The 15,462-nt window shown below is 63.4% G+C and carries 14 protein-coding genes; 8 read left to right on the top strand and 6 right to left on the bottom strand.

The genetic code is table 11. The features are described 5' to 3' along the window. The 3 genes from QQL24_RS11625 to QQL24_RS11615 form a co-directional block, all read right to left on the bottom strand. Positions 1-1,728: a Rieske 2Fe-2S domain-containing protein gene (locus QQL24_RS11625; RefSeq protein WP_284312188.1), complete on the bottom strand. Its 1,728-nt coding sequence runs from the start codon at positions 1,726-1,728 to the stop codon at positions 1-3. A 10-nt stretch (positions 1,729-1,738) separates the two neighbouring features. Further along, on the bottom strand, positions 1,739-2,638 hold the full coding sequence (locus tag QQL24_RS11620; protein ID WP_284312186.1) for an aromatic ring-hydroxylating oxygenase subunit alpha: 900 nt from the start codon (positions 2,636-2,638) through the stop codon (positions 1,739-1,741). A 316-nt stretch (positions 2,639-2,954) separates the two neighbouring features. After that, entirely contained in the window at positions 2,955-3,986 is a 1,032-nt protein-coding gene (locus QQL24_RS11615; protein ID WP_284312366.1) for a LacI family DNA-binding transcriptional regulator, read from the bottom strand. A gap of 279 nt (positions 3,987-4,265) precedes the next feature. Between QQL24_RS11615 and QQL24_RS11610 the strand changes: the two genes are divergently transcribed. The 8 genes from QQL24_RS11610 to QQL24_RS11575 all read left to right on the top strand — a co-directional run bounded on the left by QQL24_RS11610 (position 4,266) and on the right by QQL24_RS11575 (position 12,377). Beyond that, positions 4,266-5,357, top strand: coding sequence for a Gfo/Idh/MocA family protein (locus QQL24_RS11610; protein WP_284312185.1), 1,092 nt, complete (start codon positions 4,266-4,268; stop codon positions 5,355-5,357). A gap of 36 nt (positions 5,358-5,393) precedes the next feature. Continuing rightward, the gene (locus tag QQL24_RS11605) at positions 5,394-6,308 is read left to right on the top strand and encodes a sugar phosphate isomerase/epimerase family protein (RefSeq protein ID WP_284312183.1); all 915 of its coding nucleotides are present in this window, start codon (positions 5,394-5,396) and stop codon (positions 6,306-6,308) included. A 37-nt stretch (positions 6,309-6,345) separates the two neighbouring features. Then, positions 6,346-7,290, top strand: a complete 945-nt coding sequence (locus tag QQL24_RS11600; RefSeq protein ID WP_284312181.1) for a sugar ABC transporter substrate-binding protein — start codon at positions 6,346-6,348, stop codon at positions 7,288-7,290. A gap of 57 nt (positions 7,291-7,347) precedes the next feature. After that, positions 7,348-8,352 (top strand): ABC transporter permease, encoded by a 1,005-nt coding sequence (locus QQL24_RS11595; protein WP_284312179.1) that lies wholly within the window; start codon positions 7,348-7,350, stop codon positions 8,350-8,352. Next, positions 8,352-9,134, top strand: a complete 783-nt coding sequence (locus QQL24_RS11590; protein ID WP_284312177.1) for an ATP-binding cassette domain-containing protein — start codon at positions 8,352-8,354, stop codon at positions 9,132-9,134. The genes QQL24_RS11595 and QQL24_RS11590 overlap by 1 nt, the downstream gene beginning before the upstream one ends. 2 nt (positions 9,135-9,136) lie before the next feature. Continuing rightward, positions 9,137-10,318: an aldose 1-epimerase family protein gene (locus QQL24_RS11585; RefSeq protein WP_284312176.1), complete on the top strand. Its 1,182-nt coding sequence runs from the start codon at positions 9,137-9,139 to the stop codon at positions 10,316-10,318. A gap of 156 nt (positions 10,319-10,474) precedes the next feature. Then, a complete protein-coding gene (locus QQL24_RS11580; RefSeq protein ID WP_284312175.1) occupies positions 10,475-11,566 on the top strand; it encodes a fatty acid desaturase family protein in 1,092 nt (363 codons plus the stop codon). 10 nt (positions 11,567-11,576) lie between these two features. After that, the gene (locus QQL24_RS11575) at positions 11,577-12,377 is read left to right on the top strand and encodes a 3-methyl-2-oxobutanoate hydroxymethyltransferase (RefSeq protein ID WP_284312174.1); all 801 of its coding nucleotides are present in this window, start codon (positions 11,577-11,579) and stop codon (positions 12,375-12,377) included. A gap of 20 nt (positions 12,378-12,397) precedes the next feature. Here QQL24_RS11575 and QQL24_RS11570 read toward each other — a convergent pair whose 3' ends face one another. From QQL24_RS11570 to QQL24_RS11560, 3 genes are all read right to left on the bottom strand, one after another. After that, a complete protein-coding gene (locus tag QQL24_RS11570; protein WP_284312173.1) occupies positions 12,398-12,937 on the bottom strand; it encodes a hypothetical protein in 540 nt (179 codons plus the stop codon). Between the two features lie 553 nt (positions 12,938-13,490). Then, the gene (locus QQL24_RS11565) at positions 13,491-13,616 is read right to left on the bottom strand and encodes a hypothetical protein (protein ID WP_284312172.1); all 126 of its coding nucleotides are present in this window, start codon (positions 13,614-13,616) and stop codon (positions 13,491-13,493) included. A gap of 390 nt (positions 13,617-14,006) precedes the next feature. Next, positions 14,007-15,272: an AGE family epimerase/isomerase gene (locus QQL24_RS11560; RefSeq protein WP_284312171.1), complete on the bottom strand. Its 1,266-nt coding sequence runs from the start codon at positions 15,270-15,272 to the stop codon at positions 14,007-14,009. Positions 15,273-15,462 lie beyond the last annotated feature (190 nt).

Genomic DNA, 15,462 nt, shown 5'->3' with positions numbered 1-15,462 from the left:
TTACAAATCTAGCACGAGACGGGCGGATCTGGCCCGGCTGACGCAGGTGATGATGCTGGTGCCGGCGCGCCGTTCGGCGGGCGTGAGATAGACGTCCTGGTGCAGCGGCTCGCCTTCGATGACGCTGGCAAGGCAGGTGCCGCAGGCGCCCTGCTCGCAGGAGGATGGCATGTCGACACCATGCTCCCGCAGGACGTCGAGGATGGTGCGGCCTGCGGGGACCGGAAGGGTCATGACAGAGCGGGCGAGTGCGATCTCGAAGCTCGACTGGTCCTCGATCGCGGTCTCGTTCTTAAAATACTCGAAATGCACAGCCTCCTCAGGCCAACCCTTCTCCGCGGCGATAGCCCGTGCGGTTTCGAGCATGCCACCCGAAGCGCAAAGATAGGCGTGCAGGCCGTAGCGATAGGATGGCAGGGCGGCCCTGATCTCCCGCGCCGTCTCCTCGCGGTCAAGACCGAGGTGCGGGAGCAAGGAGGCACCCAACGCGGCAAGGCGCTCGCGAAAGGCAAGGCCAGCCTCGCCTCGTGCGAAATAGTGCAGTTCGAAGGGCAGGTCCTGGTTGTGCAGCGTCTGTGCCATGGCGAGCAGGGGCGTGATGCCGATGCCGCCTGCGATGAGATAGGTCCGCACCGCGTCGCGGCGCAGCGGGAAATTGTTGCGCGGCTCGGAAATGGCGAGCACGTCGCCCTCCCGCACGCTTTCATGCATGCAGCGCGAGCCGCCTTTCGACTCCGCGTCGAGCTTCACGCCGATGGTGTAGTGATCCGTCTCGCCCGGACCATTGATGACGGAATAGGGCCGGATCTCGCCATTGGGCATGTGGACATCGATATGCGCGCCGGGCTGAAAGGTCGGCAGTACGCCCTTGATCGGCCGCAGTTCGAAGGCCGCGATGCCCTCGCCTGCCTGCCATTTGCGGTTCACCTGAACACGCAGCGCCGGCTTGCGCCCAGAGGCGGCGAGCGGTGGCATCTCGGCTAGCTCGGCCGGTACCCGCTCGAAGAAGGGCTCGATCGGCGCCGGAGCCGGCTCCAGCGCCGCGAGGCGTTCGACCTTGTCGCGTAGCGCACCAAGGTGCTCATTGTGCGAGCGAAGGACGGCGATGCGCTCATGGGTCGGTACCTCGCCTTCCACTACGCCGCGGATCACGCAGCGGTCCGCATCGACCGGCTGGACGAAGAAGGCGATGCGCTTGTCGCAGCTCCTCAGGACGATCGTCCCCTCGCCTTCTACCTCAACCTTGCCTGCCAGATCGGTGCCGAGTGGATAGGTCCTGAGGGCCTCCACGACCTTCGTGGCCAGGGCATTCACCGGGATGCCGCGCAAAGTCAGCAGCGGCCCTTCCTCCGCCAGAGGCCCTTCCGGCGCGGGGCTGTCGGCCTCCAGCGTCGTCCACACGAGCCCATAGCGTTCGAGCACCGGAAAGGTGCGGTTGGTGATAGTGCGCGCCGGGGCGTCGGCGGGATGGGCGGGAATATAGGTGCAGCCCGCGGTGCGGTTTGCATAGCGCCAGCCGTGATACTGGCATTTCAGCTCGCGCCCGTCATTGATGCCGATCGACAGCCGCACACCGCGATGCAGGCAGCGGTTCTCCCAGACATTGATGTTGTCGTCATCGGCGCGCCAGACGGCGAATTCGCGCCCGAACAGCTGGGCGTGGAAGACGTGGCGATAGGGCAGATCGTGGCTCGCCGCGATCGGATGCCAGCGGGACGCTTTGCTCACCGGCCCCTCCTCACGCTGCTGCCGGGATGACGCCATAGGTGAGACCCTTTCGGCTCAGCCAGCGGCGATAGGCGACGGCGGATTTATCGGCGCGGATCGGCGTCTCCGCGCGTGGATCGAGTGGCAGGCGCTTGGGGAACTGGTTCTCCAGGATCGGCTTGTCCTGCCCGAAGATGGTCTGCTGGAAGCGTCTGATCACCTTGTCCTCGCTCGACTCATCGAGCACGCAGAGCATCAGATGGGCCCGCACCCGCTCCTCGCTCACCGGCTGCAGGAAGACGGCAATGACGTCGCGGCGCGTTTCGTCAACCGGGCTCGACTTGTAGAGCACGGAACAGAAGGGGTGCGGCACGCGGTAGACATATTCGACCTCGGCGCCGCCCGAGGAGGCCTGCGAGGCCATCGGCTGGAAGAAGCGGCAGCGCGTGGCGAGAATTTCGTCATGCTCCACCGAAATCTCGACGTCATATTCCTTCACCTCGGTATGCGGCTCGGCGCCTAGGATGTCGGTGTGGACATAGGGGAAATGGCCCATATCGAGGAAGTTCTCGATGGCGCGCGGCGCGGAGACGTGCACGCCGATGGTCGCGGCATTGAGACGGCGGCGGTCCTCCTCCTCGTATTCGGGAATGGCGAAGAGTTCGGCGGGCGTGCCCAGCGAGGTCCAGACATAGCCATAGGCTGTCCTGGCCGGCAGCGGATCGGGAATGCCGGCGGGATCGGCGGCACTGCCGGCCGGCAAGTCGGGGCGAGCGCGCCAGGCAGCGGCCTTGCCGTCGGCTCCAACGACATAACCTATGCGCGCGCCGAGCAGCACGGTCTCGACCACCTTCCCAGCGGGGGCTTCGGCGCTGGCGCCGATGGGGTGCCACAGGTCAAGCGTGACCGGATCACGACAGACGGCATCCATGTTTGGCCCTCCCCGCTTGCTTCAACACGGCATGCTGAAGCCAAGCAGGAACGATGCCAAGGGGGTGGCGATGCGAAACAGTTTCCAACCAGGGAGTATGATTGGCTGACGGAGTCTTTGAAGCAGGGGTTGCGGGATGTAGCTGTCATCCCCGGCGACGCCGCAGGCGTTGGGACGGGGATCCAGTGGCCAAAGGTTTGAGCCCGCCAGCCCCTGGCCTCCCTTCCCCTCACCCTCTCTCGCTACGCTCGCGAGTGGCTCGGCCGGGAATGACTGGTCGTTAGTATTGGGCTGGCCACCAAGCATCCGATTGTCCTCACACCTCCGGGATGTTCTCCTTGAAGATTACCTGCAAGCGCGGCGGGTGGGCGATGATCGGCAGCCCACGGATCGACTGGATCAGCGTGTTGAGCGCCTCGCGTGCCTCGACGCGCGGGTTCTGGTCGATCACCGCATCGAGCGTGCCATCGAGCAGCAGCGGCTTGGTGTCCTCGGTGACCTCGTGGCCGACGAAGACCACCGAGCGCGCCCGGCCGCATTCTTTCAGGGCCTGGGCGATGCCGGAACTGCCGGCGCCGATATTGTAGATCGCCGAAAGATCGGGATGGCGCTCCAGCAGCGCCTTCGCCTCGCCATAGGCGCGTGCGCTGTCATCGCCCATCTCACGCAATTCGACGATCTGCAGGCCCGGATTCTCTTCGGCGAGGATGTGGCGGAAGCCCATTTCGCGCTCCTCATGGCCGCGATAGGACAGCGAGCCGGCGAACAGCGCCACCTTGCCGGTCCTGCCGACGCCCATGAAACGCCCGGCGAGATAGCCGGCGAGCCGGCCCGCCGCGCGGTTGTCGATCCCGATATAGGCGACGCGTGGCACAGACAGTATGTCAGAGGCGATGGTGACGACTTTTACCCCATCGGCGGCGAGCGAGCGGATCGCTTCGCGCACGGTGGGATGGTCGAGCGCGATGACACCGACGCCGCTGGTCCGGCCGCGCAGGTCGTAGAGCACGCGGGCAAGGTTGTCCGGCGTGAAATCCTCCACCGTCTGCACGCGGGCGTCGATGCCGGCACGCTGGCCCGCCTGTTCCTCGATCTGATCGCAGAGCTTGCGCATGAAGGCATTGGAGACGGAGGGCAGGACGAAGTCGAGGCGCAGGCTTCCCGCCCCGCCCGTCTCCTCGCCCTCGCCGCCGCCGGCGCTGTCGAGGACATAGCCGAGGCGCTGCGCGGTATCGAGGATGATATCCCGGGTGCGATTGCGCACCCCAGGCCGGCCGTTCAGGACACGATCCACCGTCGCCGACGAAAAGCCGGCCTCTCGCGCAACATCTGACAGGGTGGCACGCACGTTCAACTCGCCTTCCATACCAGACGGCCTGGCTGCGACCGCACTCGTTGTGATTCTGATTGAAAATGATGGGGTCAGTGCGGTTCTCGCGCAAGCTCCTTTCCCTTGGGTCTTCCAGTTCCTCCCTCGCCATCCGCCTGTTTCTTCTCAGCTTTCGCCCGATAGCGAGCAGCGGCTGATCGAGAATGATTTATAATGATTTTAAATGATGTTGACATCAAAAGGCTCCAACATCAATATCCATCAAAAGAGCGGCAAGCAGACCCGACGGGAGGATGGATGACGAACGCCCTGCGTTTCGTGCCGGACGCGCCGGTGCGCACCAAGCGATATGCCATTGGCTGTATCGGCGCCGGCATGATCATGGCCGAGTGCCATCTGGCCGCCTATAAGGAGGCGGGCTTTCCGGTCGTCGCCATCGCCTCCCGCACCAAGGCCAATGCCGAAAAAGTCGCGGCGCGCTGGGGCATTGCCACCGTGCACGACACGCCGCGAGCCCTGATCGAGGACCCGAAGGTCGAGCTTGTCGACATCGCCTTTCCGCCCGACCAGCAGCCCGATCTGATCCGTCATGCGCTTCGGCAGCCGCACGTCAAGGCGATCCTGGCCCAGAAACCCCTCGCCCTCTCGCTCGGCGAGGCGATCAAACTGCGCGACGAGGCCGAGGCTGCCGGCAAGATCCTCTCCGTCAACCAGAACATGCGCTACGACCAGTCGATGCGCGTGCTCAAGCAGATCCTCGACGCGGGCGAGCTCGGCGAGATCGTCTTCGCCCAGATCGACATGCATGCCATCCCGCATTGGCAGCCCTTCCTCAAGGATTATGACCGGCTGACGCTTGCCAATATGAGCGTGCACCACCTCGACGTGCTGCGCTTCCTGTTCGGCGATCCCGACGAGATCACCACGCTCACCCGCAAGGATCCGCGCACCGGCTTCGACCACCAGGACGGCATCACCGTCTCGACGCTGAAATTTCCTTCCGGCGTGCTGGCCCTGTCGCTCGAGGATGTCTGGTCCGGTCCGCGCCAGGAAGGCTATCGCGACGACCAGCACATCAATTGGCGCGTCGAGGGTACCGAGGGTTCGGCCAAGGGCACGATCGGCTGGCCTACGGGATCGCCTTCGACGCTCAGCTATGCCTCGGCCCGGACCACGGGCGGCGAATGGGTGACGCCCGAATGGCAGACCATGTGGTTCCCGCATGCCTTCATCGGCGTGATGGAACAGCTCCAGCATGCCGTGGAAACCGGCACCACGCCGGCGCTTTCAGTGGCCGACAACGTCAAGACGATGGCGCTGGTGGAGGCCGGCTATCGCTCGATCGACACCGGCCGCGCCGTGCGGCTTTCAGAAATACCCGTCCATTGAAGTTCAAAAAATACTGACGCGGGAAGGCAATCGACCATGATGCAGGCAGGCATTTTCACCGGCTATTTTCACTATGGCCTGGAGGAGACGGCGAAGAAGATCCGCTCGCTCGACTTCAACACCGTGCAGCTCGACCTGCATTTCAAGGATGTCGACCTCTCGGCCGGGCAGATCACCAAGGACAAGGCCAGGAAGGTGCGCGACACCTTCCGCGACCACCACCTGCCAGTCTGCTGCATTTCCGGCTACACCAACATCGTTCACCCCGAGAAGGCCGAACGTGAGAAGCGCGTCGGTTATCTCAAGGAGATCATCCGCCATGCGCGCCATTTCGGCTCGCCCTATGTGATCTCGGAGACCGGCACCTTCAACACCGAGTCGGACTGGGTGCACCACCCCAGGAACAAGACCGAGGGAGGCTTCGAGGAATGCCGCAGGGTGATCTCCGACCTCGCCCAGACGGCCTATGACCACGGCGCGGTGTTCCTGCTCGAAACCTATGTGAACAACGTCGTCGGCTCGGTCGAGGAGACCGTGAAGATGTTCGCGCAGGTCGACCATCCCGGCCTCGGTCTCCTGATGGACCCGACCAATTATTTCGAGACCCACAACATCGACCGGATGGACCAGATCCTCAACCAGGTCTTCGACACGCTCAGCGACAAGATCAAGATCGCCCACGCCAAGGATGTGAAGCGCTCGGGTACCGACAAGAGCGAGAAACATGCCGATATCGGCGACGAGGACGCGCTCGAAAGCCACACCTTCCGCGGTGTCGGCGAGATCGAGCTGCCCGCGCCGGGCCTGGGATCGCTCAATTACGACCTCTATCTGCAGCGCCTCGCGCAGAAGCACCCCAACATTCCCGTGATCATCGAGCACCTCTCCGAGGACGACGTGCCGCGGGCGAAGAAATTCCTGGACGGCAAGTTCCGGGAGAACGGGATCTGAAACGAGCAAGCCTCAATGAAGGCATAGGGAGGGGACGATGCTGAAATTCGGACTGAAGGTCGCAGCAGCCGCGGCCATGCTGGCGGTGACATTGGCCGCCCCGCAGGCGCTGGCACAGGACAAGCAGAAGACATTCTTCCTGCTGTCGCATGGCGGCCCCTCCGACGCCTTCTGGATCGACTGGAATGCCGGCGCCACCAAGGCCTGCGACCAGCTCAAGGTGACCTGCAAGATCTCCTTCAGCGGTGGCGACATGGCCGCCCAGAAGGAAGCCTTCAACTCGGCCATCGCCGCCAAGGCCGACGGCATCGCCACCACCTCGGCCCAGCCGGGCCTGTGGACCGAAGAGGTCAAGGCAGCCAAGGCCGCGGGCATCCCGATCATCTTCTACAACACCGACGATGTTGCCACCGGCCGCCAGGCCTATGTCGGCGCCGATCTCAAGGAGGCCGGGGTCACCTGGGCGAAATATCTCGTCGGCAAGAAGCTGGTGAAGCAGGGCGACAAGGTCTTCCTACCGGTGGAGGTGCCCGGCGCCAGCTACCAGCAGCTCGAGACGGAAGGCATCGCCAGCGTCTTCGACCCGCTCGGCATCAAATATGACGTGGTCGATTGCGGCACCGATCCCGCCGGCATCATCGCCAAGATGACGGACTACATGGTCGCCAACAAGCCGCCGGCGATCATCGCCCTCGGCGACTCCGTCGCGGCCAGCATCAAGCGCGTCTTCGACGGCGCCGGCGTCTCGGCGGGCCAGATCCCGGTGGTCGGCTGGGGCAATTCGAAGGAAACCGCCGAGTCGGTGAAATCAGGCTATGTCAACGCCGCTGCCTGGCAATATCCCTCCGCGCAGGGCTTCATCCCCGTCGCGCTCCTCAACCTCGCGGCTTCGGGCGAGCCGATCGGCTACGACGTGCACACCTTCAGCCTCTATGACGCCGCCAGCGTCGATCCGATCCTGAAGCTTTACAGCGGCAAGTGAACCAGCGGCGCCCGGTTCAGCCCGGGCACTCCCCTTTTCGCAGCGAACGAGACCACCATGGCCCTAGTCGCCGAAGAGAACAGCCGGAAGACGGGCCTCAGGGCCGGCCTTCCCCGCTCGCCCCAGATGGCGTCGCTCGTCATCCTGATCGTGGTCCTGGCGGCCTTCGCTCTGGCCGATGCCGACTTCCTGTCGCCGCTCAACATCACCAACATGATGGCGTTCCTGCCCGAGCTCGGCATCATCGCGCTCGGCATGACGCTGCTGCTCACCGCCGGCGAGTTCGACCTCTCGGTCGGCGCCGTCTTCGCACTGGTGCCGGTGATGGTCATGCTGATGGTGCAGAAGGACATCATGGGCATCGGGCCGGCGCTGCTGGTCGGCCTGCTGCTCTGCATGGTGGTCGGGGCCGTCAACGGCCTCATCGTCACCAAGATCGGCGTCTCGTCCTTCCTCGTCACGCTCTCGATGATGCTGATCCTGCGGGGAGCGGCCGTCTACATCACCCAAGGCTTTCCTCTGAAGTCCTGGGATCAGCCCGGACCTTTCGTGACATTGCTGGCCGGGAATTTTCAGGCCGGCCCCTTCAAGCTCTACACCTCGCTGTGGTGGTTCATTGGTCTCGCCCTGCTATGCGGCTATCTCCTGAACTACGCCAAGCTCGGCAACTGGATCAGCGCCATCGGTTCGAACCGTAACGCAGCCATAGCGCGCGGCGTACCGGCCGATGCCGTGAAGATCTGGCTGTTCATCCTCACTTCGGTGCTTGCGGGTCTTGCCGGCATGACGAGCGCCTTCCGCATTTCCGCGGCCTCGCCCGTGGCTGGCCCCGGCTATGAGCTCGAGGCGATCGCCATGGTGGTGGTCGGCGGCACGGCGCTGGCCGGCGGGCGCGGCACCATCCTCGGCACTGTCGCCGGTGTGCTGCTGCTGCGCGCCATCCGCAACGGCATCGTGCTGATCGGCGTGCCCGGCCTTGCCTACAACATCTTCCTTGGCGGCATCATCCTGGTGATGGTGATCCTGCACGCCCTGCTCCAGAAGAATGGCGGGAGGCGCTGATGGCCGGAGAAGTACTGCGGCTCGAAAACGTGCAGAAATCCTTCGGCAGCGTGCATGCCCTCAAGAGCGCCTCGCTGACACTGAGGGAGGGCGAGGTGGTCGCCCTGCTCGGCGACAACGGTGCCGGCAAATCAACTTTGATCAAGGCGATCTCCGGCGTCCATCCCAGCGATGGCGGTGCCATCTATGTGCGGGGCGACAAGGCCTCGATCCGCTCGGCGCGCGATGCCATGAATCTCGGCATCGAGACGATCCACCAGGACACCTCGCTCGCCCCGGATCTCAGCATCGCGCGCAATCTCTTCCTCGGCCGTGAGCCGGTGAAACTCGGCTGGCTCGGCGTGTTCGCGCCCATCGATTTCGGGGAGCTGCGCCGGGTCGCCACCGCTCTGCTCAAGCGAGTCGGCATCTCCAAGAAGCTCGACGCCGACGCGCTCGTCAGCACGCTTTCCGGCGGCGAGCGCCAGTCGATTGCCATTTCCCGCGCCATGCAGTTTGCCGCCAAGGTGATCATCCTGGACGAGCCGACCAACAATCTCGGCGTCGAGGAAACGCATGGCGTGCTGCGCTTCGTGCGCGAGATGCGCGATGCCGGCCACAGCGTACTGTTCATCACCCACAACATCCACCATGTCTTCGAGGTCTGCGACCGCATCGTGGTGATGCGCCGCGGCGAGGTGGTGGCCGAAAAGACCGTGGCCGATACAGACCTCCTCACCGTGGAGGGCATCATCATGGGCGTGGACATGAAGGCGCTGCTCAAGGACGCTGGGGCGTATTGAGGATGACGCATCTCTACGGACGCACCCTCACCCGTCGCGAGATCTCGGAACGTGCCGGCATGCTGTCGCAATTCGCGGGTGTGCGTCTGATGACGCTCGGCGATGGTGTCGAGCGCGGTATCCGCCTCTTGGAATTCCGCACTGGCACGGGCCTGCGCTTCACCGTGCTGGTCGATCGCGCCCTCGATATCGCCGAGTGCGACTACAAGGGGCAGGCGATCGGCTGGCATTCGCCCACCGGCTTCAGGCACCCTGCCCTGCATGAGTATGAAGGCGAGAACGGCCTTGCCTGGGCGCGTTCCTTCTCGGGCCTGCTGGTGACCTGCGGCCTCGACCATATCCTCGGGCCCCAGGAAACCCCGGCCGACAACTACAACTATCCTGGCAAGGGAAGCGTCCGCCATTCGCTGCATGGCCGGATCAGCACCATCCCAGCCCGCCTCACCGGCCATGGCGAGACATGGGCGGGCGATCGCTGCGTCCTCTGGGCCGAGGGCATCGTGCAGCAATCGGCTGTGTTCGGCGAAAACCTGCATCTCCTGCGCCGCATCGAGGCCGATGTTGGCGGCAACGAGATCCGTGTCAGCGACCACGTCGTCAATCAGGGCTTCCGCCGCACGCCGCATATGTATTTCTACCACATCAATATCGGCCATCCCGTACTCGACCAGGGCTCGCGCTATCTGGCGCCGATCCGGGATGTAGCTTGGGCAGCGCATGCCGGCGAAGCCTATCGCCAGCAGGACGTCGGCTATCACACAGTCCCTGCCCCACTGGCCGCCTTCCGCGAACAGGTCTGGCAGCACACGCTCGCCGCCGACGCGGCGGGCGAGCAGCCGGTCGCCCTCGTCAATGACCGTCTCGGTCTTGGACTGATGGTGGTGACACGCCGCGACCAGTTGCCCTGCCTCTATCAGTGGCAGAACTTCCAGGCCGGTGAATATGTGCTCGGCATCGAGCCCTCAACCCATCATGTCCTGGGCGATCTCGCGGCCCGCGAACGCCGCGAGATGATCTGGCTGGAGCATGGCGAGGGCCGCGACTACCAGGCGCATTTCCAGATCCTCGACGGCGCGGCTGAGATCGCAGCCGCGGAGCACCGGATCTCCGCCATCGCCAAGCAGCCAGCCGAGGATTTCCCGGAACCGTCGGGGAGCTTTCCCGCGCTGCAGGGACGATCGTGAGAAGGGCGGACCAAACACGGAGTGGCGGTCTCCGACCGCCATCTTTCTTCCTGGCAAACGCTTTCGTTTCCGAGAAAGGCGGTTGGAAGCCGCCAATCCAACTTGGTGCTTCAGGCGACATTTTGACGTAGGAAAGACAGGCTGGCGGTTATGACCATGGCGACGATCAAGAAAAAGCGGGACTACAGTCTGGTCGGCGAAAGCATGCGCCGGGCCATCGAGACGGGGTTGGCCTCGGCCGAGTGGTACCATACGGATGTGTCCCGAAAGGTCATGAAGGAGCTGATGCAGCGCTCGGACTCGCCTGCTATCCGCGACACCATCATCTGGATCGCCGCCATCCTCCTCTCCGCTGCCGGCGGCATCTGGTTCTGGGGCAGCTGGTGGTGCTTGCCCTTCTTCTTCGTCTATGGCGTGCTCTACGGCTCCTCCAGCGACTCGCGCTGGCACGAATGCGGCCATGGCACCGCCTTCCGCACGCGCTGGATGAACGACGTGATCTATGAGATCGCCAGCTTCATGCTGATGCGCAATCCCGTCACCTGGCGCTGGAGCCATGCGCGCCACCATACCGACACCATCATCGTCGGCCGCGACGCCGAGATCGCCGTGATGCGCCCGCCGGATCTCATCCGCCTGGTGCTGAACTTCGCCGGCATCATCGATGTCTGGTATTCGCTGATCGCCCTCGGCCGCAACGCACTGGGCACGCTGACGCCGGACGAGCAGAGCTTCATCCCCGAGGCGGAGCGCCACAAGGCCGTAACGGCGGCGCGCTGGCATATGGCGATCTATTTCGCCGCCATCGTCACGGCGCTGGCCACCTGGTCATGGCTGCCGCTGATGCTGATCGGCCTGCCGCGCCTCTATGGCTGCTGGCACATGGTGATGACGGGCCTGCTCCAGCATATCGGCCTCGCCGACAATGTGACGGATCACCGGCTCAACAGCCGCACCGTCTACATGAACCCGATCAGCCGCTTCATCTACTGGAACATGAACTACCATGTGGAGCACCACATGTTCCCGATGGTGCCCTATCACGCCTTGCCAAAGTTGCATGAGCTGATCAAGCATGACCTGCCCGAGCCGAATCCGTCGATATGGCATGCCTATCGCGAGGCGTTCCCGGTCGTGCTGCGGCAGCTGCGCCAGGAAGAGTACTACCTCAAGCGCGAGCTGCCACCGACGGCGCGGCCCTATCGCGCCGAATTCCATGAGCTGAATGCGGCCACCGCCGCCGAGTGAGGACGAGAGAATGCCCCGCAAGAGACCCACGATTGCCGACCTGCGCGCCATCAAGGGCAAGAAGCAGCTGACCATGCTCCGCGTGATGACGCTGGACGAGGCCGAGGCAGCGGAGAAGGCCGGCGTCGACATCGTCTCCATCCCGCCGGAGCTGCTGCTCAACCCGCAATACCGCGATGCCGCGCCGAGCCTGTTCTCGATGCCGGGCGAGAATTTCTTCGAGATCGGCACTGCCGATGATTTCGTGCGCTGGGCCTTCCGCATGTACAAGGCGGGCGCCGACGCCGTCTATTGCAGCGCCTCCTACGCCACGGTGAAGCGCATGGCGGACGAGGCGATTCCGGTCATCGGCCATGTCGGCCTGATCCCCTCGCGCAAGACCTGGACCGGCGGCTTCAAGGCCGTGGGCAAGACGGCCGAGACGGCCCTGCAAGTGTTCGAGGCGGTGAAGCAGCTCGAAGCCGCCGGGGCCTTCGGGGCGGAGATCGAGGTGGTTCCGGTGGAGGTGGCCGAGGCGATTTCCAAGCGGACCTCGCTGTTCCTGCTCTCGATGGGCGCCGGCACCGGCTGCGACGCACAATATCTCTTCGCCGAGGACATCCTCGGCACCAACCGCAGCCATATGCCGAGGCATTCCAAGGTCTACCGCAACTTCGCTGCCGAATATGACCGGCTGCAGGCCGAGCGCGTGGCGGCGTTTTCCGAGTTCGTGGCGGACGTGAACTCGAATGCCTATCCGGAGGAAAAGCACATCGTGCGCATGCCGCCCGAGGAACTGAAGGCGTTCATGGCGAAGATCGGAGGAGAATAAGACGCACTGAACGCTGTCTCTCAACGCGTGACCTTAAAGCCCCATCGGCCGCTGTTGTTGCCGCAGGTGCCGTCGATCTTGGTGCCGTCGTTCGAAAGAAGCCCGGTACAAGCACCGGTGTCATGAGTGCGGTCGTCTACATAGGTATATTGCAGATTTTGGCCGTCGATGGTGCCTTTTCCGGAGCCCGCATGAATGCCATCCTTTAATTGCTCATAGCTCACGGTCGTACCCACTATCTTGAACACATATGTGAAGCCGTCTTCATCACGCCAGGTGCCAGAAATATCCTGCGGAAAATCTCGATCGGTATTCCCAACAGCGGGAGTAGGAGCGGGAGCTGAAATAGGTGAAGGCGTGGGTTTTTGCCAAAATATCGATCCCCCTAAGCCGATTACCGCTAGGAACATCGCCGAGAAGACACCAAACTTTACCGTATCGCCCGATTTACTGAAAAATTTCAAAGCAATGAGCGAGATGGCCAAGATAGCGAGTGATAATATTCCCAAAGGGCTCGAAGCCGCCGCAGTGATAAGCTTCGCAAAGTCAATATTGCCCATCGCAAATGCCCCGCCCCCGCAGATATATATCGATCATGTCAGAAATCGCGCATAGGCAAAAGACGCGGGAAAGGCAGGAAGGTTTGGGTGTCGGAGCAACCGAGCGATCAACTGGAAACCACCGCGCCATCACGTAGGCAAGGACGCCGACGATCCTAAGGAATCGCTAAAAAGTAAATGCTTCAAGTACCACGCTTGCGCGCCTCTCCTATTCTCTGAACTCCGATTCGCTGATTCAAACGATCCAAGCGTCTGCCTCTCTCGCCTCCGCCACTTGTTCACCGCAACACGCAAACGCTCTCGTTCCCACGCCCTTTCCGGCTGGGTTGATGAAGAGACCGGGCGATGGCGGCTGCGGGGCAGCCGTGAAAGCATAATCATGGAAGATGCTGGCCGCACTGTCGGTGCAGGCCGCCATCGCCCCGTTCCGGTTGCCTGGCACGCTGACAAGGCGCGCAAGGCCACCTGTTTTTCCGCCTTCTGCAGGCGGAGGCGAGCCGGGAGCGGATGGCACGGACCATCCGAACCTGACCAGCCGGCTCGGTGAAGGGGCTCAGCGCTGCAGTCCTGGCCGGACAGTGGCATGAACCGTCTTCACCGCATCGGCAGGAGATGGGACGAAGGCGTTGCCGGGCTCACGCCCGTCACGCTCCGTCCAGGGATCGCGTGGCACTTCCATGGGGTGCCGATCCCGTCTGTCCCGCACGTCACCCCTGGAGGCCGGCTTCGAGAGAAGCAGGACCGCCGTGCGCCTATCGCCTGGATAGGCATCGGGTGGATGGAAGGTTCGGAGCCGGGTTGTTCCTGCGCCGGCTGCTGACACTTCGTTCCGAGGAAGAGGAAAGCATGGAAACTGACGAAAGTCTATTCTTGTTTCTCATTTGTCCAACGCACTCCAACGCCTGTATCATCGGCGCACGATGATGCCAGGCAGGGTGTTGTCGATTGATCCGGTCTCTGACGAGCGGTTCGAGCTGGTAACCGGGAGATCACTTGAGGTGCTTCAAGCGCCGCGCCTCTCCTGCACTCTCAATACCGGCTTGCCGATTCACATATTTTTTAGCGCATCCTACAATTTCACGCCCATCGTAACTAACCCTCGCGTGATGCTGCCCGTGGTCGGCAGCAGCGGGATCAGGCAGGCCTGGAGGGCGTGATAGATGTCCACCTTGCCGTAGAACGGACCGGTATTGGGCTGGAGGTCTTCGCCGAGTTGCGGGAACCAGCCGCCACGCTCCTTGTCGATGAAGCGGGCAGCACTGAAGTTCCAGATATTGCGATACCATTCCTCGAAGAAGGCATCGCCATCGATGGCGTTGAGGAACGCCGCAGCGCCGATGCCCTCGCAGCAGGGCCACCAATAGCGGTCGCGGATGCGCGCCTTGCCCGCCCAGTCCAGCGAGTAATAGAAGCCGCCCTTCTCGTGGTCCCAGCCGTCCTTGACGGCCTGACGGAAGAGGTTCTTCGAAGCATCTGGCAGCCAGGCGAGCTTGCGTCCGCCAAGCTCCCAGAGCTGCAGCAGCAGGCGCGCCCATTCCAGCCAATGGCCCGGCGTGGTGCCATAGGGGCGAAAGACGGGGCTGCCCGAATATTCCTTGTCGAGCTTCCAATCCTGCGTGAAATGCTCGGCTACGTGCCAGTTGTTCTCGGCGGCGTGGCGGCGGATGATCAGGTCGGCGATGCGCTCGGCCTTGTGCAGATAATCATTGTCGCCGGTGGCCTCGAAGGCGGCCATCAGCGCCTCTGTGAGGTGCATGTTGGAGTTCTGGCCGCGATATTTGTCGAAGGGCTGCCAGTCGCGGGTGAACTCCTCCGCCGTCGCGCCCGGCCCCTCCTCCCAGAAGCGCTCGGCCAGCACGGTGGAGATGTCGGCGAGCAGACGGTCGGCATCGGGGTGGCCGGCGACCTTGGCGCTGGAGGCGGCCAGCAGCACGAAGGCATGGCCATAGGCCTGCTTGGTGTCGTCGGTCGGCTCCTGATAGCCGACGCCCCAGAAGTAACCGCCCTTGTCCTTGTCGCGATGACCGTTCCAGATGAAATCCATGCCATGGTCGATCATGACATCGGCGCCAGGCCGGCCCATCAGATGGGCGATGGCGAAACAATGCACCATGCGCGTCGTGACGTGGATCTGCCGCCCCGGCTTGCTGCCCGGCGGCTTGCCGGGGGCGAAGGGCTTGCATTGCATGTCGAGGTCGTAGAAGCCGCCGGCCGGGTTGAGGCTGTTGCGCTCGAACACGTCGAACAATGTTTCCGCTTGCTGCAGCAGCCAGGCACGATGGCTCGTCAGCGTCACCCATTTCGGCGTGGCGACGGCGGGAACGGCAGGCTTCATGGCACTCTTCCTTGGGCACGCTTTTATGTCCGGCACTTGATAGAGCAAGGCAGGCGCCGGCGCTACCGATTGGTAAGAGGAATCAACACGCGTCGGCTCTGATGCACCTGCGCGACGCGGCCCCTCATCGATGCCCTTCCGGCCATGGATGCCTTGCTCTTGCATTCGTCCGTCACGATCCATATAGATA

Origin of the sequence: Labrys miyagiensis (assembly GCF_030160835.1) — a bacterium.
Classification (GTDB): domain Bacteria; phylum Pseudomonadota; class Alphaproteobacteria; order Rhizobiales; family Labraceae; genus Labrys; species Labrys miyagiensis.
This window is presented reverse-complemented; position numbering and strand designations above follow the sequence as displayed.

Coding starts and splice junctions, on each gene's coding strand:
- QQL24_RS11595 (WP_284312179.1), top strand. CDS start 7,348: ATGGCCCTAGTCGCCGAAGAGAACAGCCGGAAGACGGGCCTCAGGGCC.
- QQL24_RS11620 (WP_284312186.1), bottom strand. CDS start 2,638: ATGGATGCCGTCTGTCGTGATCCGGTCACGCTTGACCTGTGGCACCCC.
- QQL24_RS11610 (WP_284312185.1), top strand. CDS start 4,266: ATGACGAACGCCCTGCGTTTCGTGCCGGACGCGCCGGTGCGCACCAAG.
- QQL24_RS11575 (WP_284312174.1), top strand. CDS start 11,577: ATGCCCCGCAAGAGACCCACGATTGCCGACCTGCGCGCCATCAAGGGC.
- QQL24_RS11605 (WP_284312183.1), top strand. CDS start 5,394: ATGATGCAGGCAGGCATTTTCACCGGCTATTTTCACTATGGCCTGGAG.
- QQL24_RS11565 (WP_284312172.1), bottom strand. CDS start 13,616: ATGGAAGTGCCACGCGATCCCTGGACGGAGCGTGACGGGCGTGAGCCC.
- QQL24_RS11570 (WP_284312173.1), bottom strand. CDS start 12,937: ATGGGCAATATTGACTTTGCGAAGCTTATCACTGCGGCGGCTTCGAGC.
- QQL24_RS11600 (WP_284312181.1), top strand. CDS start 6,346: ATGCTGAAATTCGGACTGAAGGTCGCAGCAGCCGCGGCCATGCTGGCG.
- QQL24_RS11585 (WP_284312176.1), top strand. CDS start 9,137: ATGACGCATCTCTACGGACGCACCCTCACCCGTCGCGAGATCTCGGAA.
- QQL24_RS11590 (WP_284312177.1), top strand. CDS start 8,352: ATGGCCGGAGAAGTACTGCGGCTCGAAAACGTGCAGAAATCCTTCGGC.
- QQL24_RS11560 (WP_284312171.1), bottom strand. CDS start 15,272: ATGAAGCCTGCCGTTCCCGCCGTCGCCACGCCGAAATGGGTGACGCTG.
- QQL24_RS11580 (WP_284312175.1), top strand. CDS start 10,475: ATGGCGACGATCAAGAAAAAGCGGGACTACAGTCTGGTCGGCGAAAGC.